Origin of the sequence: Mycobacterium sp. SMC-17, assembly GCF_045310915.1 — a bacterium.
In the GTDB taxonomy this organism is placed as follows: domain Bacteria; phylum Actinomycetota; class Actinomycetes; order Mycobacteriales; family Mycobacteriaceae; genus Mycobacterium.
Genome location: NZ_JBJIAK010000002.1, coordinates 47085 through 72548, shown reverse-complemented (window position 1 = coordinate 72548; position 25464 = coordinate 47085). Strand labels below are relative to the sequence as shown.

Here is a 25464-nt window from a genome sequence, read left to right as displayed (position 1 = left end):
ATGGCTAACTACACCGCTGCTGACGTAAAGCGACTGCGGGAGCTCACCGGCTCCGGCATGCTCGACTGCAAGAACGCACTGGTTGAGACCGAGGGTGACTTCGACAAGGCCGTCGAGGTCCTGCGCATCAAGGGTGCCAAGGACGTCGGCAAGCGCGCTGAGCGCGCCACCGCCGAGGGCCTGGTCGCCGCCAAGGACGGCGCCCTCATCGAGCTGAACTCCGAGACCGACTTCGTCGCCAAGAACGCCGAATTCCAGGCTCTCGCGGACCAGATCCTCACCGCTGCCGTCGCGGCCAAGGCCAACGACGTGGAGACCCTCAAGGCCGCCACCGTCGACGGCACCACCGTCGAGCAGCTGGTCGCGGACCTGTCCGCGAAGATCGGCGAGAAGCTCGAACTGCGCCGGGTCGCCTACTTCGACGGCACCGTCGAGACCTACCTGCACAAGCGTGCCGCGGACCTCCCGCCGGCCGTGGGTGTGCTGGTCGAGTACAACGGTGCTTCCGAAGAGGCCGCTCACGCGGTCGCGCTGCAGATCGCCGCGCTGAAGGCCAAGTACCTCACCCGTGAGGACGTGCCCGCCGACCTGGTCGCCAACGAGCGTCGTATCGCCGAGGAGACCGCCAAGGAAGAGGGCAAGCCCGAGGCCGCACTGCCGAAGATCGTCGAAGGCCGCGTCACCGGCTTCTACAAGGACGTCGTGCTGCTCGACCAGCCGTCGGTGTCCGACAACAAGAAGACAGTGAAGGCCCTGCTGGACGAGGCCGGCGTCACCGTGACCCGCTTCGTGCGGTTCGAGGTCGGCCAGCAGTAAGAACTTGGGCAGCACACCCGCTGCTCACTGACAAAACCCCGCGCACAAACCCGGCGATCCCGGAGTGCGCGGGGTTTTGCTTTGTCCGGGCTAGGGCCGGGGGAGCTTGCGGTGCAACGGATTCGTGGTCACCGGCGCGCGGCGGCGACTCGTGGGCAGGCTCTGGACGACATCAGGGCGGTCCGCCGTGGCGCGGGTGGCGTCCTGCACCCGCATGCCCGGCGAGTTGCCGGCGCCCAGGGCGGGCGCTCCGATTCGGCGCCTGGCCGCGCCGCTGCAGCTCGGACACGGCGTATCGGCGGGCACGCTCGCCATCGAATGTTGTTCGGTGAAGTCCGGGCAACCCTGTCCACAACGGAATACGTAGGTAGGCACAACGACACCATAAGCCCTATCCGCCAACGTCATCCGGATGTAACTTGCCCGAACCGCAGACGAGACACCTCCAGTATTGAATACTTCCATTCGGAAGCAAGTGTGTTTGTGTCGCTAGGAGGTCAATGTGCCGGAATTGCTGTTCCCCTTGGATTCGGCGAAGAAGTTCACCGACCAACAGTTGGTCGGCCACAACCGATGGCACCCGGACATCCCCCCGGCCGTCACCGTCAAGCCGGGGGACAGCTTCCGGGCGCACTGCCGCGAGTGGTTCGACGGCGCCATCCACAACGACGACTCGGCCGAGGACATCCTCAACGCGCCACTCAAGGGCGTGCACTGCCTGTCCGGGCCGTTCGCGATCGAGGGCGCCGAGCCGGGTGACCTGCTGATCGTCGACATCCTCGACGTCGGGCCCATTCCGCAGGAAGACTCGGGGCCGCTGGCAGGGCAGGGCTGGGGATACACCGGCATCTTCGCCAAGCAGAACGGCGGCGGGTTCCTCACCGACCAGTTCCCCGACGCCTACAAGGCCATCTGGGACTTCTCCGGCCAGAAGGCCACCTCCCGCCACGTGCCCCATGTGAAGTACACCGGCATCGTGCATCCCGGCCTCATGGGCACCGCGCCGTCGGCGGCCCTGCTGGCCAAATGGAACGCCCGCGAAGGCGCGTTGATCGCCACCGATCCCGATCGCGTGCCGCCGCTGGCATTGCCGCCCGAACCGCAGGACGCGATCCTGGGCTCGTTGCGCGGCGACGCCTTCACCAAGGCTGCCGCCGAGGCCGCCCGCACCGCGCCGCCCCGTGAGAACGGCGGAAATCAGGACATCAAGAACCTCACCAAGGGCAGCCGGGTGTTCTATCCGGTGTTCGTCCCCGGCGCGAACCTGTCGTTCGGCGACCTGCACTTCTCGCAGGGCGACGGCGAGATCACGTTCTGCGGCGCGATCGAGATGGGCGGGTTCATGGACCTGCACGTGGATCTGATCAAGGGCGGCATGGAAACCTACGGCGTACATGAGAACGCGATCTTCATGCCCGGCAACACCGACCCGCAGTACTCGGAATGGCTGGCGTTCTCCGGCACCTCGGTGACGCTCGACGGCGAGCAGAAGTACCTCGACTCGGATCTGGCCTACCAGCGCGCATGTCTGCACGCCATCGACTACCTGACGAAGTTCGGCTACAGCCCGGAGCAGGCCTACCTGCTGCTCGGGTCCGCGCCGATCGAGGGCCGGCTCTCCGGCGTGGTGGACATCCCGAATTCCTGTGCGACGGTGTACATCCCGACGGCGATCTTCGATTTCCCGGTGGCGCCGTCGGCGTCCGGGCCCTACCAGATCGATCCCGGAATGGGCGCGCCACACGCCAGTTTCTGATCCCGCAGCCGGCAGCCAGTTCCCCGATTACCTTGGGGGACTGGCTGTTTGGCGGGTACCGGTGTCAGCCGCGCAGGTCTGCCGGGGAGCTCGAACCCTGCAGGACGCCCAGCAGCTCGGTCAGGGCTTCGGGCTGCAGCGACGCTGACGTGCACAGCGCGGCCAGCTGTTCGGACTTGTTGAGCCGCTCCCGGATCTGGCGGTACAGCGCGCTGCCCCGGCGGGTCTGGTAGACCAGCACCCGCCGGCGGTCGACCACATCGGCCTTGCGCAGCACCAGATTGTCGTCGACCATCCCGTCGACGAGCCGGGTCAGACTCGGCCCGGGCAGCAGCGTCACCTCGGCCAGTGCCGTCATCGGTTTTCCGGCGCCACCCTCGAGGGCGGCCAGCACGTGCCACTGACGCACCGTCAGACCGCCCAGGTGATCGGTCACGATGCGGTCCAGTTCGAAGGCGACCGACTTCACCAGTCGAGCGAGTTCCTCGATGGTGTCAGCACTGGCGCCGGGCTTCATCTCCATGGTGGCGCCCAGCCTACCGTGGTCGGACCTGTCGTCTCGCCGTGAAACAGCGCTGATCGGAAGGTATCTTCAAAATGAATTCTGGCCACCCGGCCGCCGGACGTCGTGGTCGTCGCGATTGGTGTGGCAGGGCTGGGCTGGTCTCCCAAGGTGAGGTGATGGTGAATCCGAAACCTGCGACGATTCCCGCGCGCCCCGACCGGGATGCGGTCGACATTGCGCTCGTGGTGCCGTTGAGCGGGCCCGCCGGGATGTTCGGACCGTCGTGCGAGGCGAGCGCCGAACTGGCCGCCGAGGACATCAACGCCGCCGGCGGCATCCTGGACCGGCCGGTTCGCATTCATCCCGTCGACGCCGGCGCGCCGTTGAACGAGCTCGCGGACGAACTGGGCCGCCTGGTGGCCCAGCAGCAGATCGACGCCGTGGTTGGCTGGCACCTGTCGAATGCGCGGCGGGTCATCACCCCGCAGACGGCCGGGCGGGTGCCCTACGTGTACACCACGTTCTACGAGGGCGGCGAGAGCACCGACGGCGTGTACATGGTGGGGGAAACGCCGGAGCAGCAACTGTTTCCGGCGTTGACGTGGTTGCGTGAGCACCTCGGGCTGAAACGCTGGTGCATCGTCGGCAACGACTACATCTGGCCGCGGCAGACCGCCCGCGTGACCAAGGAGTACATGTGGCGGTCGGGCCTCGAGTTCGTCGGTGAGGCATTCGTTCCGTTGGGCGGGCGAGATTTCCGGACGATGCTCGACGTCATCACCGCCTCGGACGCCGACGGGGTGCTGGTGTTGATGGTGGGTGCGGACAACGCGGCGTTCAATCGCGCGTTCGCCCGCGCCGGCCTGGACCAGAGTGTCGTGCGCCTGTCGTTGATGATCGGTGAGGATGTGTTGTGCGCCAGCGGAAGTGGGGCGACCACCGGCCTGTACACCGCGTGCGGCTACTTCGAGAGCCTGCCTACCGAGGTGAACATGGGGTTCGGCTCGCACTATCTGCAGCGGTTCGGCAGTGCGGCCCCGGCGCTCAACAACATCGGTGAATCCTGTTACGAGGGACTGTTGTTGCTCACCGCCCTGGCGCAGACGGCCCGCAGCCTGGAGGTGGCCGCGATCGACCGGGCGCGCTCCAATGTCGCCTACCAGGGTCCGCGCGGCGAGGTCGTCATGCGTGGTGCTCATACTCGTCAACCCGTGTACCTCGCCAGCGCGGACCAACTCGAATTCGATGTGATCGCCGAACTCACCCCCTGACCGACAGCCATGGCCCCGCCCGGTGCTCTGGGCGAGGCCATGACGGTGCGTCAGCTCGACTGCGGTGTCACCGCAGTTTTCAGTAGTTCCGCGCTGGTGGAATCCGTGTAACCGTCCTTCTTGCACATGTCGTGGCAGTCCTTGGTGAGCGTGCAGGTCAGCGAGGACACGGTGCCGTGGTGGAAAGGGCAGTCGTGGACCATGTCCGGCAGCTCGTACCGCTTCTGGTCGACGACGTCCAGCAGCGTCTGGCCCGCCCACAGCGGCTCTTTCTCGATCTCCTCACGAAGCGGATTGCGCCGCGCCAGGTAGTACTTGCCCTTGGTCGCGATGCACATCACCGGTGACAGCACGAAGGACAGCGTCAGCGCCAGGTAGGGCGACCAGGCCGCGAGGAAATCCCCGAAAGCGTGGTAGAACGCCATGATCGAGAACACCGAACCGACCAGCATCGAGACGAACCCGACCGGATTGATGCTGTAGAGGTAGGCCCGCTTGAACTCGACGTAGGACGGGCTGAGCTTGAGCAGTGGCTTGTTGATCACCAGGTCGGCGACGATCGCACCGATCCAGGCGATCGCGACATTCGAGTAGAACCCGAGAATGGTGTTGAGCACGGCGAACATGTCGCTGAGCATCAGTGCCAGCGCGATGGCGATGTGCAGACCGAGGTACACCACCCGGCCCGGGTGCACATGCAGCACCCGGCTGAAGAAGTTCGACCAGGACAACGAGCCCGAATATGCGTTTGTCACATTGATTTTCACCTGCGACAGCAACACCATCAGCGTGGCCAGACCGAGGGCGAGGGCGTCGTTGTGGATGACCGAGCCGAAGCCGCCGAGGAACTGCTCGATGGGTTCGGTGGCGGCCGCGAAACCGACCTTGCCAGCGACGTAGAAGGCCAGGAAGGCGCCGCAGATCTGTTTGGCCGCACCGAGAATCACCCAGCCGGGGCCGGCGGCGAGCACCGCGGCCCACCAGCGCAACGGCGGTGTTTCCGACTTCTCGGGCATGAAGCGCAGGTAGTCGACCTGTTCACCGATCTGGGCGATGAGTGACAATGCCACGCCGGCGCCCGCGCCGACTCCGATGGCCGTCACTTGCTCGCTGCCGCCGTTGCCCGCCCAGCTCAGGAACCCGTGGAAGCCCGCCGGATCCGCGGTCGCGATGAAGGCGATGGGGGCGACGAACAGGATCAGCCACAACGGCTGGGTCCAGACCTGGAACTTGGCCAGGGCGGTCATGCCGTAGAGCACGAGCGGGATGATGATCAGGGAGCCGATGATGTAGCCGACGGCCAGTGGAATGCCGAACGCCAATTTCATCGCCTGCGCCATGATCGCGCCTTCGAGCGCGAAGAAGATGAAGCAGAAGCTGGCGTAGATGAGGCTCGTCAGGGTTGAGCCGAAGTATCCGAAACCGGCTCCGCGCGTGAGCAGGTCCATGTCGATGTTGTATTTGGCGGCGTAATACGCGATCGGGATGCCGGTGAGGAAGATCGTGACCGCGGCGACCAGGATCGCGACGACCGCGCTGGCCGCGCCGTGGGTGACGGCGATCGATGCGCCGATGGAGTAGTCGGCGAGGTAGGCGATGCCACCCAAGGCGGCCACGGCACATGCCATCGGCGACCATTTGCGAAAAGACTTGGGCGCGTAGCGAAGTGAGAAGTCCTCGATGGTGTCCTGGTTGGCCCAGGTGACGAAGCGGGACCATGGGCCGACGCGGGCGGCGGCCATCGGTTGGCCGTGCACTTCGTCTAGGGATTGCTCGGTAGTCATGAACGCGTTCCTGTCGAATCCGTCGTAATCGCCAGTGATGCAATGCATCAGGCAGGCAGCTCGGATACGGGCGCCGATGACCGGACCGGTCTGCGACCTGCAGCAGCCGGGTCGAACGGAAATTAGCACCAGTTACTTCCATATGGCACTAGTTCAAATGGAAAGTTACGCCGGGGAAACTGGGCGTTTACGCAGCGCGTTCAACGGTGCACGCAGTCGGTGTCCGGACTCACAACGTGAAATCTGGGGGTAAGGCGGGCTGGTGGTACTGCTTGGTACCGTGGGTGCCATGACACGCATCAGCACATTCGGTGACGACGCCCTCGGCGACCTCGACGCGGTCGGTGTCGCCGACGCGATCCGCAGCGGTGCGGTGTCGGCGGTCGAGGTGGTGCAGGCGGCCATCGCCCGTACCGAGAAGGCACAGCCCGAACTGAACGGCATGGCGTACGAAGCCTTCGAGCAGGCTGTTGAAAAGGCGAATGCACCAAGACCTTTCGGGGGATTCTTCGACGGGGTACCGACGTTCATCAAGGACAACGTCGCGGTCGGCGGCTGGCCCACCATGCAGGGCGCCGACGCCTGGGCGCCCCGGCCGGTGCCGGCCGACGGGGAGTGGGCGCGCCTGTACCTGTCGACGGGGCTGGTGGCCCTCGGGAAGACACAGCTGTCGGAGTTCGGTTTCAGCGCCTCGGCCGAGCATCCCCGGCTGGGCCCGGTGCGCAATCCGTGGGACACCATGGTGACCGCGGGGGCGTCGTCGTCCGGGTCGGGGGCGTTCGTCGCGGCCGGCGTGGTGCCCATCGCCCACGCGAACGACGGCGGCGGTTCCATCCGAATCCCGGCTTCCTGCAACGGATTGGTCGGTCTCAAGCCCACCCGTGGCCGCTTGCCGCTGGACCGTGAGACCCGGATGCCGCTGCAGATCGTCGCCAACGGCGTCCTCACCCGCAGCGTCCGGGACACCGCGGCGTTCTACCGCGAAGCCGAGCGCGTCTATCGGAACCCGAAACTGCCGGCCATCGGCGACGTCACCGCGCCCGGTCGGCGCCGGCTGCGTATTGCGGTGTGCACGAGCTCGATCGGCCGGGACGCCGGCCCCGAGATCCGGGAGTTGACCATGCAGACCGCGGCCCGGCTGGAGGAGCTCGGCCATCGCGTCACCCAGATCGGCAACCCGGCACCGGAGCGGTTCCGCGACGACTTCCTGCTCTACTGGTCTTTCCTGGCCTTTGCGCTGGTCCGTAGTGGAAAACGCACCTTCGGCCCCAGCTTCGATCGCGGCAAGTTGGACAACCTGACACTGGGACTGGAAGCAAAGGCGGCGCGCAATCTGCACCGCGTGCCGGCCGCCATCGCCCGGCTGGCCGCGTCACGGCGCATTCCGGCGCGCCTGGCCCGCGACTACGATGTGGTGCTCACCCCGACCCTCAGCGAGGTCACCCCGCCGATCGGGCACCTGGACCCGACTGCCGACTTCGACCAGGTCATGTCGCGGCTCATCGACTGGGTCGGCTTCACGCCGCTGCAGAACGCCAGTGGCGCCCCGGCGGTTTCGCTGCCGCTGGCCCGGTCCGCGTCGGGGCTGCCGGTCGGGATGATGTTCGGCGCGGCGGCGGGGCAGGAGGCGACGCTGCTGGCACTGGCGTTCGAGCTCGAGCGGGAAATCGGTTGGCCGTCGCTCGCGGCGCGCTGACGTCGACCGGCCGGCGGGGCTATTTTTGCTCGACGCAAGCAGCGGCAACGGCCGCTTTGTCGGGCGGCCAGCCTTATGCTGTCTCACAGGTTGCGTCAATTGGGGGTGTGCATGACTGTCGGGCCCGAGAACGGGGCTGAAAGGCAGCCGTGGAAGTCGTCGGCACAAGGCGGCGGGCCGGAGCCCGCGCCCGGGTCCGAGCCGAGTTCGCCGCCGGTGCCCCCGGCGGGTCCCACCCCGAATCCGACACCGGAGTTCACGCCGCCGGCACCCCCGGCAGAACCGCAGGGTTCCGTCCGCTGGCAGGACCCGGCCACCGCCAAGCCGCGGCAGCCGACCGTCGCCGAGGCCCGGGCCCGCGACAAGGCCAAGAGGGCGCGCGAAGCCGAAGAAGAGATCGAGCGGGTCAAAGCCGAGAAGGCGCGTAAGCGCGCGGCCACCGGCAAGAAGGTCCTCATCGGTTCGGCGGTCGGCGTCGGCGTGGTGGCGGTGGTCGCCGCCGGCTACGCGATCTTCCATCGCGACGATCAGATCAGCGCGTCCTGCGTCAAGGACGGCAGCAACGAAGTGGTGCCGGACAGCTACTGCAGCAGCGGCACCAACTACGGCGGCGGCAGCACGTTTCTGTACATGGGATCGCCGTACCGGTACTACTACGGCGGCTCCAACTCCGGCGTGGGCAGCATCGCCCACGGTGGCACCCTGACCCTGCCGAAAGGCACTACGGCCACAACAAAATCCGGCACCTCCATCTCCAAGTCGGGGTCATCGGTGTCGCGCGGCGGCTTCGGTTCGTCGAGCCACGGAAGCTCCGGTAGCTGATGCGGCGCGAACGTCACGCCCCGCGACCGGGGTGGCAGCAGATCGTGGCCAGCCAGGGCATGTGTTTCGACACCCCGGCCACCGACGCACACGGGAATGACCGTCCGTACTGGGACGAGTCGGTGCACTACGTGTTCGACATGGACGAGGTGCTCTCGATCGAGGCTTCGGTCGAGGTGCTGCACTCGATGTGCCTGGAAGCCGTCGAGAACATCGTGCTGACCGAGCGCTACCGCGACTTCGGGTTGCCGGAGTGGAGCTGGCCGCACATCGAAAAGTCGTGGCGCCGTAGCGATCCGCACCTCTACGGTCGCTTCGACCTCCGTTACGACGGCCGCCGGCCCCCGGTTCTGCTGGAGTACAACGCCGACACCCCGACGTCGCTGCTCGAAGCCGCGATTCTGCAGTGGTACTGGAAGACCGATGTCTTTCCCGCCGACGACCAGTGGAACTCGCTGCACGAGAAGCTGGTGGAGCGGTGGAAGGAAATCCAGGATCGGTTGCCCGGCAACGAAGCCCACTTCACCTGGTCCTCTGCGGACACCAGCGGTGAGGACAACGTGACGCTGGCCTACCTGCAGGAGTGCGCCGCCGAGGCCGGGATGAACACCGTCGGCCTGGCCATCGAGCAACTGGGCTGGGACCGGGACCTGAATCGCTTCGTCGATCTGGAAGACGCCCCGATCTCGACGCTGTTCAAGCTCTACCCCTGGGAATGGGTGCTCGACGACGAATTCGGCAAGTACGCGGCCGAATCCCTGCCGGAGACCATGTGGATCGAGCCGCTGTGGAAGTCGCTGCTCAGCAACAAGGCCATCCTGGCGGTGCTGTGGGAGATGTACCCGGGGCACCCGAACCTGCTGCCGGCCTACATCGATGATCCACACGAGCTGACCGAATACGTCCGCAAGCCCAAACTCGGGCGCGAGGGGGCGAACGTCACGATCGTCGGCGCGGGTTACGAGACACAGACCGGCGGCGTGTACGGCGAAGAGGGCTACGTGTACCAGTTGCTCGACCCGCTACCGCAGTTCGACGACATGCGTCCCGCGCTGGGCGCCTGGATCGTCGGCGACGAATCGGCCGGCCTCGGTATCCGCGAGACCTCGGGTCTGGTCACCGACAACGGCGCAGCCTTTGTGCCCCACCGCATCCCGCAGTGACCGGAAGGAAACGAACTTCATGACCCTGACCGCTCTTGGCAACGACTACTGGTCCATCGTCGGACACGGCGCGTCGGCCATCGCGCTGTACGCGATCGTCGGCGGCGCGCTGATGATCCTCGGCTTCTTCGTGATCGACTGGACCACGCCGGGACCGTTGCGCGAGCTGGTCCGCTCGGGCCGGCCGAATGCCGCGGCGGTGGCCGCCTCGGGTGTGCTGTCGATGGCCTTCATCGTGGTGCTCGCCATCTACAGCTCGACGGGCGACCTGGCCGGCGGCCTGATCAAGACGCTGGTCTTCGGCCTCGTCGGCATTGCCGCACAGGCGCTTTCGGTGCGCCTCATCGGCGCCGTCAAGGGCCTCGACATCGGCGAGATGCTCCACGAGGAGAAGTTCTCCCCGGTCGTGCTCGACGTCGCGGCCGCGTACCTGGCGTTCGGCCTGATCGTCGCCGCCGCGATCCTCTAGTCGGGCGGCATCAGGCTCGTCAGCGTCTCGCGGAACTGCCGGCGCTGGGCCGGGCTCAAGTTGGCCAGCAGGGCGTCGTCGGCTGCGCGAATCCCGGCGTCGGTCTTGCCCAGCAGGGTGCGGCCGGCCCGGGTCAGCTCGGTGGGCCGGGAGCGTCCGGCTGCGACGGTCGAGGGCCGGGTGATCAGGTCGCGGTCCTGCAGCGCGCGCACCACGATGTTCATCGCCTGTGGTGACACCCCGATGAAGCGTGCCATCTCGGCATTGGACATGCCGGAGCGGTTGTCCAATATGCGCAGGCAGACGTACTGCGGGAAGCTCAGGCCGAGCGGTTCGAGAACGTTGGCGGTGATCTCGGCGCGCAGCGCGTTGGCGATACGGCTGAGTAGATAGCCCAGGGGAGCGTCTTCACCTTCGAACATGTCAATTATATTGACATATATCAAGCTCGTTGATAAACCGGAGGTATGACCAGACCCACAGATGCCATGTTCGAAAGCGCGTACCGCGGCGAGGCTCCCGAGATGGGTGCCCGGCCGCCGTGGAGCATCGGCGTGCCGCAGCCCGAGATCGCCGCGCTGATCGACGCCGGCAAGGTGCACGGCGACGTCCTCGACGCCGGTTGCGGCGAGGCCGCCACCGCGATCTATCTGGCCGAGCGCGGCTTCACCACCGTGGGTCTGGACCAGTCGGCCACCGCCATCGAACTGGCCCGGGCCGAAGCTGCCCGGCGCGGCGCCCACAATGCCAGCTTCGAGGTCGCCGACATCAGCGACTTCACCGGGTACGACGGCCGCTTCGGCACCATCATCGACAGCACGCTGTTCCACTCCATGCCCGTCGAACTCCGGGACGGCTACCAGCGCTCGATCGTGCGGGCCGCCGCGCCCGGCGCCACCTACATCGTTCTCGTCTTCGACCGCGGCGGCATGCCCGCCGGCCCGGCCAACCCGGTGACCGAGGACGAGCTGCGCGATGTCGTCGGCAAGTACTGGGTGATCGACGACATCTCCCCGGCACGCATCCACGGCAACATGCCCGACGGTTTCGGCGCGACCGGCGCCCCCGGCGGAGGTTTCGCCGACGTCGACGTCAGGGACGAGCCGAACGGACTCAAGTCGGTTCGCGCGTGGTTGTTGCAGGCGCACCTGGGGTAGTCCGTCGGGTAGCCGCCCGCCCATCGGGTTCCACCCTCCTTGCCTCCGGCACGATCGCCATGAGGCAGGATGGAGCCGCTGCCGATCGCCGGGGCAGTTGTGACTTGTGGGGACCGAAGGAGTCTGATGGGCAGCCCAGACAACGAGGCAGACAACGGTGGCCAGAGTTTGATCCGGCCGGCCTACAAGCGGGTATTGCTCAAGCTCGGTGGTGAGATGTTCGGCGGCGGCGCGGTGGGCCTGGACCCCGACGTCGTCGCTCTGGTCGCCCGGCAGATCGCCGAGGTGGTCCGCGCCGGTGCCCAGGTCGCCGTCGTCATCGGTGGCGGCAACTTCTTCCGCGGTGCGCAGTTGCAGCAGCGCGGCATGGAGCGGACCCGCAGTGACTACATGGGCATGCTCGGCACCGTGATGAACAGCCTTGCGCTGCAAGACTTCCTGCAGAAGGAAGGCATCGACACCCGCGTGCAGACCGCCATCACCATGGGGCAGGTCGCCGAGCCGTACATCCCGCTGCGGGCCCGTCGGCACCTCGAGAAGGGCCGCGTGGTCATCTTCGGCGCGGGCATGGGCCTGCCGTATTTCTCCACCGACACCACCGCCGCGCAGCGCGCGCTGGAGATCGGTGCCGAGGTGGTCCTGATGGCCAAGGCCGTCGACGGCGTCTTCACCGCGGACCCGCGTGAGGTGCCCGACGCCCAGATGATCACCAGCATCACCCATCGTGAGGTGTTGGAACGCGACTTGAAGGTCGCCGATGCCACCGCGTTCAGCCTGTGCATGGACAATGGCATGCCGATGCTGGTCTTCAATCTGCTGACCGAAGGCAATATCGCGCGCGCGGTCGCGGGTGAGAAGATCGGAACGCTGGTCTCCAGCTAGAGCTGGGGCCGGGCGAGCGGGACTGACGGGAGAAGATGAAGTGATCGAGGAAACCCTCTTCGATGCCGAAGAGAAGATGGACAAGGCCGTCGCGGTGGCCCGTGACGACCTCGGGTCGATCCGCACCGGCCGGGCCAACCCGGGCATGTTCAACCGGATCAACATCGAGTACTACGGCTCGATGACGCCCATCACCCAGCTGGCGAGCATCAACGTCCCCGAGGCGCGCTTGGTCGTCATCAAGCCGTACGAGGCCAACCAGCTCAAGGCCATCGAGGACTCCATCCGGAACTCGGACCTCGGCGTCAACCCGAGCAACGACGGCAGCGTCATCCGCATCTCGATCCCGCAGCTGACCGAGGAACGCCGCCGGGAACTGGTCAAGCAGGCCAAGGGCAAGGGCGAGGACGCGAAGGTGTCGGTGCGCAACATCCGTCGCAAGGCGATGGACGAGCTGTCCCGGATCAAGAAGGACGGCGAGGCCGGCGAGGACGAGGTCGCGCGCGCCGAGAAGGACCTGGACAAGACGACCGCCACCTACACGGCTCAGATCGACGAGCTGGTCAAGCACAAGGAAGGCGAACTGCTCGAGGTCTGAGGATCTCCAGCCGTCCGCATCCGCACATTCGTGGCCACCGAAACCACCCCCACGGGGGAGCCCAAGAAGACATCGCGCGCCGGGCGCAATCTGCCCGCCGCCATCTCCGTTGGCGTCCTCCTGGGCGGCACCGTCATCGCCACCCTGCTGTTCGTCCCGCAGCTGTGGGTGGCGCTGGTGGCTCTGGCCGTCGCGCTGGCCACGCACGAGGTGGTGCGCCGGCTACGTGAGGGTGGCTATGCCGTCCCGGTGATCCCGCTGCTGATCGGCGGCCAGGCGATGATCTGGCTGACGTGGCCCTACCGGGAAGCCGGCGCCCTCGGGGCGTTCGGTGCCACGGTCGCGCTGTGCATGATCTGGCGGTTGTTGTCCGGCGGGCTCAAAGCGGCGCCGGTCAACTACACGCGCGACGTGTCGGTGACGATCTTCCTGGCGTCCTGGGTGCCGCTGTTCGGCGCCTTCACGGCGCTGCTGATCTACCCGCACCAGGGCGGCTACCATGAAGGCGCCATGCAGGTGTTCTGCATGATGCTGGGCGTCGTGGCCTCCGATATCGGCGGCTACACCGCAGGCGTGCTGTTCGGTAAGCATCCGATGGTGCCGGCGATCAGCCCGAAGAAGTCCTGGGAGGGCTTCAGCGGGTCGCTGCTGTTCAGCATCGTCGTCTCGGTGCTGTCGGTGCACTACCTGGCGGGCCGGCCGCTGTGGGTCGGCGTGCCGCTGGGCATCATGCTCGTCATCACCGGCACGCTCGGCGACCTGGTGGAGTCGCAGGTCAAGCGCGACCTCGGGATCAAGGACATGGGCACTCTGCTGCCCGGTCACGGCGGTCTGATGGACCGGATCGACTCGATTCTGCCGTCTGGAGTGGCGGCGTGGCTGGTGCTGGAGTTGCTGGCCTGACGGTCCGCGCCACGGCCCGCGAATTGAGCCAGCAGGCCAGCGCGCCGAGCACCAGACCGACCACCACACCGAGGTCTGGGCGCTGGCCCAGCAGCAGCCACGACAGCACGCCGGCGAGGGCCGGGATGACCGCGAACAGCATGGCCACCGCGGCGGCGCCGTAGCGATCGATCGCCCGCACGTACATCGTCATGCACAACGTCGCGTTGAGCAGCACCACAGCCCCCACCGCGAGGACGGCGGTGTGCACGTTGGTCACTGTCCACGGCATGACGGCGGCCAGGATCGCCACCGGGACCAAGGACGCCGCGTTCTGCACCGCCGCGGTGGCGCGGAAATCCACGCCGCGGCAGAACCGCTGCTGGTAGACGCCGCCCGAGGCCAGGGCCAGCAGCGAGACGACCAGCAACACGATCACCGCGTCGACGCCGCCGACCATCAGCAGCCGCTGGGCGCACGCGGCCAGTACCGCCAGTGCGCCCAGGATCAGGGCGACGACGCGCATGGCGGTCAGACGCTCGCCCAGGAACACGGCGGCCAGCAGCGCGGTGGCGACCGGGTTCATCGAGATGACGACGGCACCCAGCACCGCGGGAGCGCCGTGCATCAGTGCCAGGTACAGGCAGATGAACTGCACGGCCTGCGTGAGCAGGCCACTGATCACGACGTGCACCAGCCGCGTGCCAGTGGGCCATTTCACACGCGCGGCCAGGGCCCACGTGGACAGGATGGCGGCGGCGAGGCCGAATCGGAACACCAGCGTCGCCATGGGTGTCAGGGCCGAAACCGCAAGGGCACCAATGGGATAACCCAATGCGTAGACGAAGGCCAGGAGCGACGCGGGACGGGGCGGCATGGGCTCATGGTGAGTGTTCATAGACGCCGAGTCCAACGATTTTCGGCTGTGATTTCGTCCCGGGGGTGCCGTCGGTGCGATACTGAAGCCCGTTATGGCCGTTTCCCTTCCTCTGGTGTTCGATGCACCGCGCCGCGGCATGCCGCCGCGGCACCTGGCCGACCTCGATGCCGAGGGACGCGTGGCGGCCGTCACCGAGCTGGGATTGCCGAAGTTCCGGGCCAAGCAACTGGCCAACCAGTACTACGGGCGGTTGATCGCCGATCCGCACGAGATGACCGATCTGCCCGCATCGGTGCGCGATCAGGTGGCCTCGGCGCTGTTCCCCGACCTGATCACCCCCGCGAAGCAGATTCAGTGCGACGCCGGGGAGACCCGCAAGACCCTGTGGCGCGCGGTGGACGGCACCACGTTCGAGTCGGTGCTGATGCGCTACCCGCAGCGCAACACCGTCTGCATCTCGTCGCAGGCCGGCTGCGGCATGGCGTGCCCGTTCTGTGCCACCGGTCAGGGCGGCCTGAAGCGGAACCTCTCGACCGCCGAAATCCTGGAGCAGGTCCGCGCGGCGTCGGCCGCCATGCGCAACGAGCACGACGGCCGGCTGTCCAACATCGTCTTCATGGGCATGGGGGAGCCGCTGGCCAACTACAACCGGGTCGTGGCCGCCGTGCGCCGGATCACCGCGGCGCCGCCGGAGGGTTTCGGGATCAGCGCCCGGTCGGTGACGGTCTCGACCGTCGGCCTGGCACCCGCGATCCGCAAACTCGCCGACGAGAAGCTGGGGGTGACGCTGGCGCTGTCACTGCACACCCCCGACGACGAGCTGCGCGACACGCTGGTCCCAGTCAACAACCGGTGGAAGGTCTCCGAAGTTCTCGAGGCCGCCCGGTATTACGCCGACGTCACCGGTCGCCGGGTGTCGGTCGAGTACGCGCTGATCCGCGATGTCAATGACCAGCCTTGGCGCGCAGACCTTTTGGGCAAGAAACTGCACCGCGCGCTCGGTCCGCTGGTGCACGTGAACCTGATTCCGCTGAACCCGACCCCCGGCAGCGAGTGGGACGCGAGTCCCAAGCCGGTCGAGCGGGAGTTCGTGCGCCGGGTACAGGCCGCCGGGGTGTCCTGCACGGTGCGTGACACCCGCGGCCGCGAAATCGCCGCTGCCTGTGGGCAATTGGCGGCCGAGGGCTAGCCGGCTAGCGCAAACCGACGGCGTGCCGCAGCTGCGCCAGTAGTTGCTCGGTGTCGTCGCTCGGGACGAGGTAGTGCGACACCGCGATCCGGATGGCCGTGGCGGCCTTCAGTTCGGCGTTCGGCCCGGACAGCAGCTTCTGCAGGCGGGCACGCATGGTCGGCACCACGTTCGGCAGCTGGGCGAGCACGGCCTCCGGTTCGATGTCGATGACCCGTACGCCGGAATAGGTCTTCTGGTACTGCACGATGAATTGCAGTGCGGCATCGAGCTTTTCGTTGCCGCGCAGCCCTTCGGTGGCCGCGGTCATGCCGTCGACGAACAAGTCGCGCTCGTACCGTCCGAACGACTCGAGCAGAGCCTCCTTGGAGGCGAACCAGCGGTACAGGGTGGGCCTCGAGACGCCGGCCTGCGTGGCGACCTCGGACAGGCTGAGCTTGGTCTGGCCCTGACGGGCAAGCACTTCCGCGGTGGCCACCAGGATTCGGCTCGGGGTCGAGGCGTCCTCGACGGAGCTGCCCTGATTGCTCGCCGTGCTGTCCACGAAACAGATGGTACTACCCGGTAACTTAGTCGACGGTTCCGGTGAGTCCGAGTTCGGCCAGCGCTTTGCGGGTGGAATCAGCCAGTGCCGCTTTGGTGTTCGTCTCGCCCGGTTCCCATGCGGTGACCGTCACGATCATCGACGTCGGTGTCTGGCACAACACCAGGAACAGGTGGCCGTTCAGACGCTCGAGGTCCACCGGGGTCAGGCCCGGCTCGACCAGGCGGGCGTGGAAATTGTCGGCGTCGGTCCCGTCGGGCCGGTTGAACGCGGGCGGGAACTGGCCCAGGTTGGAGCAACCGATGGGCTTGCCGACCTTGAGCACCATCTTCTCGAGCCGCCGCACCGCGAACTTCGGCACCAGGGGAGTGAGGGGAAGCGGCGTGAGCATCATGCGGGTCCACTCGTCGACACCGGCCAGTTCGCGCTTGACGTCGCTGCGCAACTCGGACAGGTCGGTGCTGACCTTTTCGGGATCCGCCATCACGGTGATGGTGCTGAGGGCATTGCCCCGGGTGTCGCCCTCGGTGCGGATGTTGACGGGGAACGACAGCATGGCGCGGCCGTCGTCGCCCAACCGGCCCACCACCAGCCCGAGCCGGGCAGCGAGCGCGGCGAACAGCACGTTGCTGGTGCCGCCGAGGGCTTTCGCGCGCTGGTACCACTCGTCGATGCCGATGTGGACGACGACGAACGGCGGCGTCACCGGCGTGGTGATCCCGCTGGACACCGGCGCGCTCACCGATTTGGCCGACGCCGCCAGGTCGCCCTTCTGGTCGCGGGCGATCTTGACCGCGCCGACCACGGCCTTGAACCAACTGGGCACCGAGCGCACCGTCTGGCGGAGGTCTTCGCGCAGGGCCTCGCGCCGGGTACGGGCCCCGGCGATCGGGTAGCCGAGATCGCGCGGCGACCCGTTGACCGCGTCGGCGACGGCCTCGGCAATGGCCAGGCCGTCACCGACGGTGTGCGACACCACGAGCGACACGGCCGCGCCGCCGCCTTCGAGTTGCTGCACGCCGAGGTGCCACGGCGGACCGTGCTCGGGGTCGACGGGGATGTAGCCGCGTTCGTTGACCCAGTCGTTGATCTCGGAGACGGGCCGCGTCCCGGGAGCGATGTCGAGGTCCACCGGCCCGGTGGAGCGGACCCACCGGTGGCGGCCGAACGGCAGCGGCGACCGCTCGATGCGGCGGCCCAGCAGGCCGCCGCTACCCAGGTTGCGGTGCAGGCGGCGCAGGCCATCCAGGTTCACCGGATGTTCGTAGATCCAGGTGTATTGGATGAGCGGGCCGCGGCCCAGCGCCCGTAAGCCGGTGAAGGAGGCTTGATCTCCCAGGTCGATCGTGTTGTCGGCTACGGTCATATCGCGAATGTTACCCAGCCCACAATATTTCGCTGCGCGAGCCTGTGAGTTGTCTGGGGGAAGGTCACCTGGCGAATCGGTCGGGAGGGCCTGCCACGCTATGATGGATTGAGAATTTCTTCAATCCATCAAATAGGGGGCCGTAGATGGTCGACAGCGTGCTCGACGGTCCCGAACGGCCGCTGTACGAGATCAAGGCGAACCTCTTCAAAGCGCTGGCGCACCCAGCGCGCATCCGGGTGCTGGAGATCCTGTCGACCTCCGAGGGCCCGACTCCGGTGAGCGACATCCTCGCGGCCAGCGATATCGAACCGACGCTGCTCTCCCAGCATCTGGCCGTGCTCAAACGTCATCACGTGGTCAGCGGCTACCGGGCCGGCAACGCGGTGTACTACACGCTGGCGCATCCGAAGATCGCCGAACTGCTGCTCATCGCGCGGACCTTCCTCGCCGATACCCTTGCCGCCCAACGTGATCAGCTCGATGCCGTCGGCTCGTTGCCGCCGATCGGCACCAGCCGATGACCACGCTCACCGCCGACCGCATCACCCGGCTGCTGCCGTCGCGCGCGGACTATGCCGGCCTGAGTCGCTCGTGGCGCCGCGATGTCCTCGCCGGCGTGACGGTCGGAGTGGTCGCGTTGCCGCTCGCGCTGGCGTTCGGCATCAGTTCGGGTGTAGGTGCGGCGGCCGGTCTCGTCACGGCGGTTGTGGCGGGTCTGGTGGCCGCGGTCTTCGGCGGATCGCACGTTCAGGTATCGGGGCCGACCGGGGCGATGACGGTGGTGCTGGCGCCGATCGTCGCGCAGTACGGACTGGGCAGCGTCGCCGCGGTCACGATCCTGGCCGGGATCATCGTCGCGGTGGCCGGCCTCACCGGCGTGGGACGCGCGGTGACGTTCATTCCGTGGCCGGTGATCGAAGGATTCACCCTCGGCATCGCGGCCATCATCTTCCTGCAGCAGGTTCCGGCCGCATTCGGGCAGGCGGCACCGGCCGGACGGTCCCCGTTGGTGGCCGCGGGCGTCGTCGTCTCGCACATCGATATGGACGCGGCGCGGCCGGCTCTGCTCGTCACAGCGCTGGTGGCGGTCCTGATGATCGGGCTGCCCAGGCTGCATCCCGCGGTACCGGCGTCCCTGGTGGCCGTTGTTGTGGCGACCGCACTGGTGGCCGGTACCGGAATGTCCGCGCCCCGCATCGGGGAGCTGCCGTCGCGGCTGCCCGCTCCCGTCTGGCCGCACGCCGACCTCGCGGTGCTGCACTCCCTGTTCGGCGCGGCACTGGCGATCGCCGCGCTGGCCGCCATCGAATCGCTGCTGTCGGCGCGGGTCGCGGCGACGATGTCCCCGACGGGGCCCTACGATCCGAACCGCGAACTGGTGGGACAAGGGTTGGCGTCGGTCGCATCCGGGGTGTTCGGCGGTATGCCGGCCACCGGCGCCATCGCCCGCACCGCGGTCAACGTGCGGTCCGGCGCGCGAACCCGCGTCGCGGCCATCGTGCACGCGCTGGTGTTGCTCGCCGTGGTGTACCTCGTCAGCGGACTGGTCGGGACCATTCCGCTCGCGGCGCTCTCGGCCGTGTTGATGGTGACGGCGTTCCGGATGATCTCGCCGCACACGGTCATGCGGATTCTGCGGTCGACGCGTTCGGACGCGCTGACGTTTGTGCTGACCGCAACCGTCACAGTCTGTTTCGACCTGATCCAGGCCGTCGAGATCGGGATCGCGGCGACGGCGTTGTTCGCGCTGCGCACCCTGGCCCGGCGCAGCAGCGTCACCCGCGAGGACTTGCCGGGGCCGTATGTGCCGGGCGACGAGCGCATCGCCGTGCTGCGGCTCGACGGCGCGATGTTCTTCGGTGCGGCCGAACGGATTTCGACCGCGATCACCGACGGCAACCATCCCGAGACGTCCGTCGTCATCATCAGGCTGTCGCAGCTCGGCATGCTCGACGCGACAGGCGCGCACACCTTGACGCAGATCGTCGAAGACCTCGAGGCGCGCGGCATCACCGTGATCATCAAAGGGGTCAGGCCCGAGCACCGGGACCTCCTCGCGGGCGTCGGCATCATCGACTCCCTGCGGCACGAGAACCATCTCATCGAAAACTTGGACGATGCCATCGCCCACGCCCGCAGCCACACCACCCGCAGCGCCTCGAAAACCCATCCAGGAAAAGGAAACCCGATATGAGTCTGATCGACGAGCCACGCCTCGGCGACGACGTTGCCGTCCACCGGAAGGCGTCCGAGGTACGCCCGGGCTCGGGTGTCCTGGTGATCAACCGCGGTCCCGGACCCGGCGGCCAGTTCCTGCTGGCCGACGAAGTCGTCGCCGCCGGCCGGCACCCCGACAGCGCGGTGTTTCTCGATGACATCACCGTCAGCCGGCACCATGCCGAAATCCGTTGGCTGGACGACGAATACTGGATCATCGACGCCGGCAGCCTCAACGGCACCTATGTGAACGGGACCCCGGTTCAGGCCCTCCCACTCACCAGCGGTGACGAAATCCAGATCGGCAAGTTCCGCCTCGGCTTCACCTGCCGGTCGCAGGACCGGTGACCGCGCCGGTCTGATCTGGGCCGTCCGCCGACCCTGCCGTATATAATGTGCCGGTGGATGAGCAGTCGCCAGACAGGGTTGTGAGCAAGGAAGCCGCCATCGGACCGGAGGCCCGGTTGTCGTGGCTGTTGTCGTGGTTGGCCGGCATGATCGGCGCGGTCGCGTTCCTGCACAGTGCCGGATACTTCGTCACCTTCATGACGGGCAACACCGAACGCGCCGTACTCGGCTGGTTCGACGTCGCGGAACGGCAGAAAGTGTCCGGAGCCGGGCCGCAGGCGGCGTTGTGGTTGATGGCCTGCTTCCTGGCGGGGGTCTTCGTGGCGTCGTTCCTGCGGCGCAGGTACTGGCAGAACCATCCGCACGGGGCCACGGCCCTGGTGACCTTCGGCCTGTTGGTGGCGTCCGTCGTCGAGCTCTATGAGGACGGCTGGTACTACGAGGACGTCAACTTCACCGGCATCCTCATCATCTGTTTCTCGGTGGGCGCGCTGAACACCAGCTTCGTCAAGAACGGTGAGGTAGCGGTACCGCTCAGCTACGTCACCGGCACGGTCGTCAAGCTGGGACAGGGGCTGGAACGCCACATCTGCGGCAACGGCACCGTCTACGACTGGCTCGGCTATCTCGCCCTGCTGGGGTCGTTCATGATCGGCGCGGGCGTGGGTGGCGGGCTCGCGGACCGCCTCACCGGCCCGCAGCTGATCGGCACCGTTGGATTGATCTGTGGCGCAACGACACTCGTGACGTTCTTCCATTCGGACAAGCGGCACCGGGAGCCCGAGGCCGCCGCCTAGAACGCGTCAACGACAAAGGCCACGAACTCGCGAGAGTTCGTGGCCTTTGCCGTAAAAGATCGAGGTCAGCGGATCCAGCCGCGACGACGCAGCCACCAGCCGCGCACGACGATCACCATGATCAGGATGGCGAAGCCGATCAGCCAGGCGTCCTCGACGTGGCCGACGTGGTTACCGCGCAGCATCACCAGCAGGAAGATGGCCGACAGGATGCCACCGGCCTGAATCACGCCGCGGTTCATCTTGGACCAGCCCCACTCGGCAGAGGGGACGTCCTCGACGTCGACTCCGGTGCTTCGTTCGACCTCGGTGGTGGCCACGGCTACTCCTTAACGATCCGGTGGATTGCCGACATTCTTACATACGACGCTCGGTCGTATTCGTGGGAGGAGCGCTGCGGGTGGGTGTCGTCGGCGCGGGCGCCGCGATGTGTGGCGTCAAAATGACGCTTGTGGTGACACCGTAATGGTGTCATATTGGTGTCATGGATCTGCAACCGTATGTCGACGGAGTTCGGCTGGAGTTGGAAATCGCCGCTGCGGCCGGCGGCGAGGAAGCCGCTGAACTCGCCGAACGGCTCACCGCGCCGCTGGACTCCGCCTTGCGGCTCGCGCTGCTCGAGGCGCTGTCGGAGGCGGCCGAGCACATCACCCGCGAGCTGGCGCCCGCGTCGGTCGACGTGCGCCTGCGCGGTCGAGACCCGGAATTCGCCGTGACCGGGCTGTCGGCCGAAGCCGATCCACGCAGTGCCGACCCCGATGCGGAGCTGCCTGACGGGGACGTCGCAGTCCCGGCCGGCGACGACGGCGGCACGTGGCGCGTCACCCTCCGGCTGCCCGAGGGGCTGCGCAGCGGCGTGGACGCCGCCGCCCGGCGCGACGGCCTGTCGGTCAACGCCTGGCTGGTTCGCGCGGTCGGCGCCGCGCTCGGCGGGCCGGCGCCACGTGACCGGAAGCGCGGCAACACCGTCACCGGCTGGGTCCGCTGACGACGCCGAACCGAAGAAAACCCATCCACCGATCGGAGACCACAATGCGAACCTTTCCCACGCCCGGCCCCATCACCGCCACGATCGAACTGGGTGCCGGCGCGGTGCGCATCACCGCCGCCGACCGCGCTGACACCGAGGTGCGCGTCACGCCGCGTGACCCGCTGCGGGCAGCCGACGTCCGAGGGGCCGAGCAGGCGCACATCGATTTCGCCAACGGCGCGCTGACGGTGACCGTCGGCAAGAAACTGCTGTCACTGTCGCGCGGCGCGGTCAACGTCGACATCGCGATGCCGTCGCTGTCGAGGCTCGCTGTCGCGGTGTCGTCAGCGGACCTGCGGGTCGACGGCACGATCGGCGACTGCCGGTTCGACGCTGCCAGTGGCACCGCTGCGCTCGACGCTGTCGAGGGAAACATCAAGGCCGCCACCGCTTCCGGTGACGTTGCCGCTCGTCGCGTGGTGGGCAACGCCAACGTAGCCACGGCGTCGGGGGAGCTGTCGATCGACGGCCTCGACGGCGGCCTGAAGTTCCAGGCGGCCAGCGGTTCGGCGACCGTCGGCACCTTGCGCGGGAGCGTGCACAGCCGGACCGCATCCGGATCGCTGACCGTCGCCGGCGCCGAGTCGGGATCGATCTCCGCCGCGACCGCCAGCGGCGACGTCGAGGTCGGCGTGGCCCAGGGGACCGCCGCGAACCTCGATCTGGACAGCCGGTCGGGGACCGTGCGCAGCGACCTGACTCCCGCCGCGGGCCCCGAGCACGACGACCGGCGGCTGACCGTGCACGCCCGCACCGCCTCGGGCGACATCACGATCCGCCGCGCCACGACCGTGCCTGCCTGACGCGGCCCGTCCCGGCGATCCGTCATTGCTGATCTGGATGTGCCACCGACGGCGCCGAAGCCAGGCCGGGGCGGCACAATAGAGACGTGAGTGAGCGGCTACGAGTCCTGGTGCTCGGCAGTACCGGGTCGATCGGTACCCAGGCGCTGGAGGTGATCGCCGCCAACCCCGACCGGTTCGAGATCGTCGGCCTGGCGGCCGGCGGCGGCAACGCCGAACTGCTGGCCCGGCAGCGCACCGAGACCGGCGTCACCAACATCGCCGTTGCCGACCCCACCGCAGCCGAGCGCATCGGCGACGTCACCTACGCGGGTGACGACGCCGCCACTCGGCTGGTCGAGGACACCGAGGCCGACGTCGTCCTCAACTCTCTGGTCGGCGCGCTCGGTTTGAAGCCGACGCTGGCCGCACTGCACTCGGGTGCCCGGCTCGCCCTCGCGAACAAGGAATCGCTGGTCGCCGGCGGCCCGCTGGTGCTCAAGGCGGCGCAGCCCGGCCAGATCGTGCCCGTCGACTCCGAACATTCGGCGCTGGCCCAGTGCCTGCGCGGTGGCACCGCCGACGAAGTGGCCCGCCTGGTGCTCACCGCGTCGGGCGGACCGTTCCGCGGTTGGGCGGCCAAGGACCTCGAGGCCGTCACGCCCGAGCAGGCCGGTGCCCACCCGACCTGGTCCATGGGCCCGATGAACACCCTGAACTCGGCGTCGCTGGTCAACAAGGGGCTCGAGCTCATCGAGACCCACCTGCTGTTCGGCATCGACTACGACCGCATCGACGTCGTGGTGCACCCGCAGTCCATCGTGCATTCGATGGTCACGTTCACCGACGGCTCGACGCTTGCGCAGGCCAGCCCGCCCGACATGAAGCTGCCCATCGCGCTGGCGCTGGGCTGGCCGGCCCGCGTCCCGGGCGCCGCCTCGGCGTGCGACTGGACCACGGCGGCGACCTGGGAGTTCGAGCCACTGGACGACGACGTCTTCCCTGCGGTCCGGCTGGCCCGCGAGGCGGGTACCCGCGGCGGTTGCCTGACCGCGGTCTACAACGCCGCCAACGAAGAGGCCGCGGCCGCGTTCCTCGACGGCCGGATCACGTTCCCGGCGATCGTGCGGACCGTTGCTGAAGTGCTGGGCGCTGCGGATCAATGGGCCGCCGAACCCAGTACCGTGGATGACGTACTCGATGCGCAGGATTGGGCCCGGGACCGGGCGCGGCGCATCGTCGCACAGGAGGTTGTGCCCGCCCGATGATGTTCGTGATCGGTATTGCGCTCTTCGCGCTGGCCATTCTGGTCTCGGTGGCCCTGCACGAGTGCGGTCACATGTGGGTCGCCCGGGCCACCGGGATGAAGGTGCGGCGGTACTTCGTCGGCTTCGGCCCGACGCTGTGGTCCACGCACCGGCCCAACCGGCTCGGCACCACCGAATACGGGCTCAAGGCCGTGCCGCTGGGCGGCTTCTGCGACATCGCGGGCATGACGTCGGTCGACGAGATCGCGCCGCAGGACGAGCCCTACGCGATGTACAAGCAGAAGGTGTGGAAGCGCGTCGCCGTCCTGTTCGCCGGACCGGCGATGAACTTCATCATCGGCCTGGTGCTGATCTACGGCATCGCCGTCACGTGGGGCCTGCCCAACCTGCACCCGACGACGACCGCGGAGATCGGTGAGACCGCCTGTGTGGCGCCGCAGATCACCAAGACGGGGGACAACCTGTTCGGGCCGTGCCCGCACCCGGGCGCCGGCCCCGCCGCGGCGGCGGGCCTGAAGGCCGGTGACACGGTGGTCAAGGTCGGCGACAAGCCGGTCAGCACCTTCGAGGAGATGGCGAAGGCCATCCGTGGCCTGAGCGGCACTGTCCCGGTCGTCTACGAACGCGGCGGCCAGACGTTCACCACCACCGTCAACGTCGAGCAGACGCAGCGATTCACGAACAAAGACTCCGACACCGCTGCAACGGTCGGTGCCATCGGCGTGACCGCGGCGCCGCAGCCCGGACCGACGCAGTACAACGTGCTGACCGCAGTGCCCGCGACGTTCACCTTCACCGGCGATCTGGCCGTCGAACTGGGCAAGTCGCTGGCGAAGATCCCGACCAAGGTCGGTGCCCTGATCCACTCGATCGGTGGCGGCGAGCGCGACAAGGAGACCCCGATCAGCGTCGTCGGGGCCAGCATCATCGGCGGCGACACCGTCGACCGCGGCCTGTGGGTGATGTTCTGGTTCTTCCTGGCGCAGCTGAACTTCGTGCTGGGCGCGGTGAACCTGCTGCCGCTGCTGCCGTTCGACGGTGGACACATCGCGGTCGCGGTCTTCGAGAAGCTGCGCAATATGATTCGCGCGTCCCGTGGCAAAGTCGCCGCGGCGCCCGTGAACTACCTCAAGCTGATGCCTGCCACCTACGTCGTGCTGGTGGTGATCGGCGGCTACATGCTGCTGACCGTGACGGCAGACCTTGTGAACCCCATTCGAATCTTCCAGTAGGAGACCG

28 protein-coding genes are annotated in these 25464 nt (G+C 67.6%); 20 read left to right on the top strand and 8 right to left on the bottom strand.

The window, feature by feature from the left end:
- On the top strand, nucleotides 1–816 hold the full coding sequence (gene tsf, locus ACJH7A_RS01665) for a translation elongation factor Ts (protein ID WP_020102030.1): 816 nt from the start codon (nucleotides 1–3) through the stop codon (nucleotides 814–816).
- 90 nt (nucleotides 817–906) lie between these two features.
- Here tsf and ACJH7A_RS01660 read toward each other — a convergent pair whose 3' ends face one another.
- Nucleotides 907–1191 carry an FmdB family zinc ribbon protein gene (locus tag ACJH7A_RS01660; protein ID WP_406801335.1) on the bottom strand — a complete coding sequence of 95 codons (285 nt, stop codon included), beginning with the start codon at nucleotides 1189–1191 and terminating at the stop codon, nucleotides 907–909.
- 127 nt (nucleotides 1192–1318) lie between these two features.
- On the opposite strand from ACJH7A_RS01660, the gene fmdA reads away from it, so the two are divergent.
- Complete coding sequence (gene fmdA / locus ACJH7A_RS01655) at nucleotides 1319–2572, top strand: formamidase (RefSeq protein ID WP_029118377.1); 1254 nt, start codon at nucleotides 1319–1321, stop codon at nucleotides 2570–2572.
- A gap of 64 nt (nucleotides 2573–2636) precedes the next feature.
- Here the strand turns inward: fmdA and ACJH7A_RS01650 are convergent, their stop codons facing one another.
- Complete coding sequence (locus tag ACJH7A_RS01650; RefSeq protein ID WP_406801334.1) at nucleotides 2637–3095, bottom strand: MarR family winged helix-turn-helix transcriptional regulator; 459 nt, start codon at nucleotides 3093–3095, stop codon at nucleotides 2637–2639.
- Nucleotides 3096–3253: 158 nt separating this feature from the next.
- Between ACJH7A_RS01650 and ACJH7A_RS01645 the strand changes: the two genes are divergently transcribed.
- On the top strand, nucleotides 3254–4348 hold the full coding sequence (locus tag ACJH7A_RS01645; RefSeq protein WP_406801333.1) for a substrate-binding domain-containing protein: 1095 nt from the start codon (nucleotides 3254–3256) through the stop codon (nucleotides 4346–4348).
- A 50-nt stretch (nucleotides 4349–4398) separates the two neighbouring features.
- On the opposite strand, the gene ACJH7A_RS01640 is transcribed toward ACJH7A_RS01645, so the two are convergent.
- On the bottom strand, nucleotides 4399–6132 hold the full coding sequence (locus ACJH7A_RS01640; protein ID WP_226521645.1) for a cytosine permease: 1734 nt from the start codon (nucleotides 6130–6132) through the stop codon (nucleotides 4399–4401).
- Between the two features lie 289 nt (nucleotides 6133–6421).
- Between ACJH7A_RS01640 and ACJH7A_RS01635 the strand changes: the two genes are divergently transcribed.
- From ACJH7A_RS01635 to ACJH7A_RS01620, 4 genes are all read left to right on the top strand, one after another.
- Nucleotides 6422–7828 (top strand): amidase, encoded by a 1407-nt coding sequence (locus ACJH7A_RS01635; RefSeq protein WP_406801332.1) that lies wholly within the window; start codon nucleotides 6422–6424, stop codon nucleotides 7826–7828.
- A 216-nt stretch (nucleotides 7829–8044) separates the two neighbouring features.
- Entirely contained in the window at nucleotides 8045–8650 is a 606-nt protein-coding gene (locus ACJH7A_RS01630) for a hypothetical protein (RefSeq protein ID WP_212814847.1), read from the top strand.
- Nucleotides 8650–9813: a glutathionylspermidine synthase family protein gene (locus ACJH7A_RS01625; RefSeq protein WP_020102022.1), complete on the top strand. Its 1164-nt coding sequence runs from the start codon at nucleotides 8650–8652 to the stop codon at nucleotides 9811–9813. Before ACJH7A_RS01630 ends, ACJH7A_RS01625 begins: the two co-directional genes overlap by 1 nt.
- Nucleotides 9814–9832: 19 nt before the next feature.
- Nucleotides 9833–10282, top strand: a complete 450-nt coding sequence (locus tag ACJH7A_RS01620) for a DUF350 domain-containing protein (RefSeq protein ID WP_212811838.1) — start codon at nucleotides 9833–9835, stop codon at nucleotides 10280–10282.
- Here the strand turns inward: ACJH7A_RS01620 and ACJH7A_RS01615 are convergent.
- Nucleotides 10279–10704, bottom strand: a complete 426-nt coding sequence (locus ACJH7A_RS01615) for a MarR family transcriptional regulator (RefSeq protein ID WP_318984320.1) — start codon at nucleotides 10702–10704, stop codon at nucleotides 10279–10281. The genes ACJH7A_RS01620 and ACJH7A_RS01615 overlap by 4 nt on opposite strands.
- Nucleotides 10705–10749: 45 nt before the next feature.
- Here ACJH7A_RS01615 and ACJH7A_RS01610 point away from each other — a divergent pair, with 45 nt between their 5' ends.
- From ACJH7A_RS01610 to ACJH7A_RS01595, 4 genes are all read left to right on the top strand, one after another.
- On the top strand, nucleotides 10750–11439 hold the full coding sequence (locus ACJH7A_RS01610; protein WP_212811836.1) for a class I SAM-dependent methyltransferase: 690 nt from the start codon (nucleotides 10750–10752) through the stop codon (nucleotides 11437–11439).
- Nucleotides 11440–11565: 126 nt separating this feature from the next.
- Complete coding sequence (gene pyrH / locus ACJH7A_RS01605; protein WP_406801331.1) at nucleotides 11566–12321, top strand: UMP kinase; 756 nt, start codon at nucleotides 11566–11568, stop codon at nucleotides 12319–12321.
- A 40-nt stretch (nucleotides 12322–12361) separates the two neighbouring features.
- A complete protein-coding gene (gene frr, locus ACJH7A_RS01600; protein WP_212811834.1) occupies nucleotides 12362–12919 on the top strand; it encodes a ribosome recycling factor in 558 nt (185 codons plus the stop codon).
- A 30-nt stretch (nucleotides 12920–12949) separates the two neighbouring features.
- Entirely contained in the window at nucleotides 12950–13822 is an 873-nt protein-coding gene (locus ACJH7A_RS01595; RefSeq protein WP_020102016.1) for a phosphatidate cytidylyltransferase, read from the top strand.
- On the opposite strand, the gene ACJH7A_RS01590 is transcribed toward ACJH7A_RS01595, so the two are convergent.
- Nucleotides 13713–14678, bottom strand: a complete 966-nt coding sequence (locus ACJH7A_RS01590; RefSeq protein WP_212811833.1) for a DMT family transporter — start codon at nucleotides 14676–14678, stop codon at nucleotides 13713–13715. The genes ACJH7A_RS01595 and ACJH7A_RS01590 overlap by 110 nt on opposite strands.
- 94 nt (nucleotides 14679–14772) lie before the next feature.
- On the opposite strand from ACJH7A_RS01590, the gene rlmN reads away from it, so the two are divergent.
- Complete coding sequence (gene rlmN / locus ACJH7A_RS01585; RefSeq protein WP_212811832.1) at nucleotides 14773–15870, top strand: 23S rRNA (adenine(2503)-C(2))-methyltransferase RlmN; 1098 nt, start codon at nucleotides 14773–14775, stop codon at nucleotides 15868–15870.
- A gap of 4 nt (nucleotides 15871–15874) precedes the next feature.
- Here the strand turns inward: rlmN and ACJH7A_RS01580 are convergent, their stop codons facing one another.
- Nucleotides 15875–16414, bottom strand: coding sequence for a TetR/AcrR family transcriptional regulator (locus ACJH7A_RS01580; protein WP_212811831.1), 540 nt, complete (start codon nucleotides 16412–16414; stop codon nucleotides 15875–15877).
- 25 nt (nucleotides 16415–16439) lie between these two features.
- A complete protein-coding gene (locus ACJH7A_RS01575; RefSeq protein WP_212811830.1) occupies nucleotides 16440–17780 on the bottom strand; it encodes a hypothetical protein in 1341 nt (446 codons plus the stop codon).
- 146 nt (nucleotides 17781–17926) lie between these two features.
- On the opposite strand from ACJH7A_RS01575, the gene ACJH7A_RS01570 reads away from it, so the two are divergent.
- Genes ACJH7A_RS01570 through ACJH7A_RS01555 form a run of 4 tightly spaced genes read left to right on the top strand, consistent with a single transcriptional unit; the run spans nucleotide 17927 to nucleotide 21145 of the window.
- On the top strand, nucleotides 17927–18304 hold the full coding sequence (locus ACJH7A_RS01570; protein ID WP_029118369.1) for a metalloregulator ArsR/SmtB family transcription factor: 378 nt from the start codon (nucleotides 17927–17929) through the stop codon (nucleotides 18302–18304).
- The gene (locus tag ACJH7A_RS01565; protein WP_406801330.1) at nucleotides 18301–19977 is read left to right on the top strand and encodes a SulP family inorganic anion transporter; all 1677 of its coding nucleotides are present in this window, start codon (nucleotides 18301–18303) and stop codon (nucleotides 19975–19977) included. Before ACJH7A_RS01570 ends, ACJH7A_RS01565 begins: the two co-directional genes overlap by 4 nt.
- Nucleotides 19974–20348, top strand: a complete 375-nt coding sequence (locus ACJH7A_RS01560; RefSeq protein ID WP_061001106.1) for an FHA domain-containing protein — start codon at nucleotides 19974–19976, stop codon at nucleotides 20346–20348. The genes ACJH7A_RS01565 and ACJH7A_RS01560 overlap by 4 nt, the downstream gene beginning before the upstream one ends.
- Before the next feature lie 53 nt (nucleotides 20349–20401).
- On the top strand, nucleotides 20402–21145 hold the full coding sequence (locus tag ACJH7A_RS01555; RefSeq protein WP_406801329.1) for a YoaK family protein: 744 nt from the start codon (nucleotides 20402–20404) through the stop codon (nucleotides 21143–21145).
- 65 nt (nucleotides 21146–21210) lie between these two features.
- On the opposite strand, the gene ACJH7A_RS01550 is transcribed toward ACJH7A_RS01555, so the two are convergent.
- The gene (locus ACJH7A_RS01550) at nucleotides 21211–21465 is read right to left on the bottom strand and encodes a DUF2631 domain-containing protein (RefSeq protein WP_212811827.1); all 255 of its coding nucleotides are present in this window, start codon (nucleotides 21463–21465) and stop codon (nucleotides 21211–21213) included.
- 164 nt (nucleotides 21466–21629) lie between these two features.
- Between ACJH7A_RS01550 and ACJH7A_RS01545 the strand changes: the two genes are divergently transcribed.
- The 4 genes from ACJH7A_RS01545 to ACJH7A_RS01530 all read left to right on the top strand — a co-directional run bounded on the left by ACJH7A_RS01545 (nucleotide 21630) and on the right by ACJH7A_RS01530 (nucleotide 25457).
- Nucleotides 21630–22133, top strand: coding sequence for a histidine kinase (locus ACJH7A_RS01545; protein WP_406774914.1), 504 nt, complete (start codon nucleotides 21630–21632; stop codon nucleotides 22131–22133).
- 44 nt (nucleotides 22134–22177) lie between these two features.
- Nucleotides 22178–22978 (top strand): DUF4097 family beta strand repeat-containing protein, encoded by an 801-nt coding sequence (locus ACJH7A_RS01540; RefSeq protein ID WP_406774915.1) that lies wholly within the window; start codon nucleotides 22178–22180, stop codon nucleotides 22976–22978.
- Nucleotides 22979–23064: 86 nt separating this feature from the next.
- Nucleotides 23065–24225 carry a 1-deoxy-D-xylulose-5-phosphate reductoisomerase gene (gene dxr / locus ACJH7A_RS01535; protein ID WP_406774916.1) on the top strand — a complete coding sequence of 387 codons (1161 nt, stop codon included), beginning with the start codon at nucleotides 23065–23067 and terminating at the stop codon, nucleotides 24223–24225.
- A complete protein-coding gene (locus ACJH7A_RS01530) occupies nucleotides 24222–25457 on the top strand; it encodes a M50 family metallopeptidase (protein WP_406774917.1) in 1236 nt (411 codons plus the stop codon). The genes dxr and ACJH7A_RS01530 overlap by 4 nt, the downstream gene beginning before the upstream one ends.
- Nucleotides 25458–25464: the final 7 nt, after the last annotated feature.